This window comes from Neisseria sp. P0021.S007, assembly GCF_051956855.1.
On record NZ_JBQCXA010000973.1, the window covers coordinates 1 to 556 of the forward strand.

Sequence of the window (556 nt, forward strand, 5' to 3'; positions counted from 1 at the left end):
ATTATATCGTCTATTTACAAGGAAATTTTGATGAAAGTCCTGTTTATCGCCGATCCAATGGCAAGTTTTAAAACCTATAAAGACACTACTTACGCCATGATGCGTGAAATGGCAAAGCGCGGTTGGCAGCTTTTTCATACCTTGAGCGGAGAATTGTCCGTCCGTGAAGGCTTGGTGGTGGCTCAGGCGGCGGCATTTGAGTTTGTCGGCGCGAAGAACGATGACGATCATGAATGGTTTAAAGCAGAGGCAAAAGTTCAGACGGCCTTGAAAGATTTCGATGCGGTCATTATGCGCACTGATCCGCCGTTTGATATGCAATATCTGTACGCAACCCAGTTTTTGACGTTGGCACAGCAGCAGGGTGCAAAAGTATTTAACAGCGGACAAGCAATGCGCGATTTCAATGAGAAATTGGCGATTTTGAACTTCAGCCAGTTTACCGCGCCCACTTTGGTTACCACACGTTCCGCCGATGTCCGTGCCTTTTTGAAAGAACACGGCGACATCATCATCAAACCGTTGGACGGCATGGGCGGTATGGGCATTTTCCGCC

The 556-nt window shown here is 47.7% G+C and carries 1 pseudogene; it reads left to right on the top strand.

Annotated elements, in window-relative coordinates:
- Positions 1 to 30: 30 nt before the first annotated feature.
- Positions 31 to 556 (top strand): annotated as a pseudogene (locus ACTHUR_RS17030) (glutathione synthase); the annotation flags it as partial.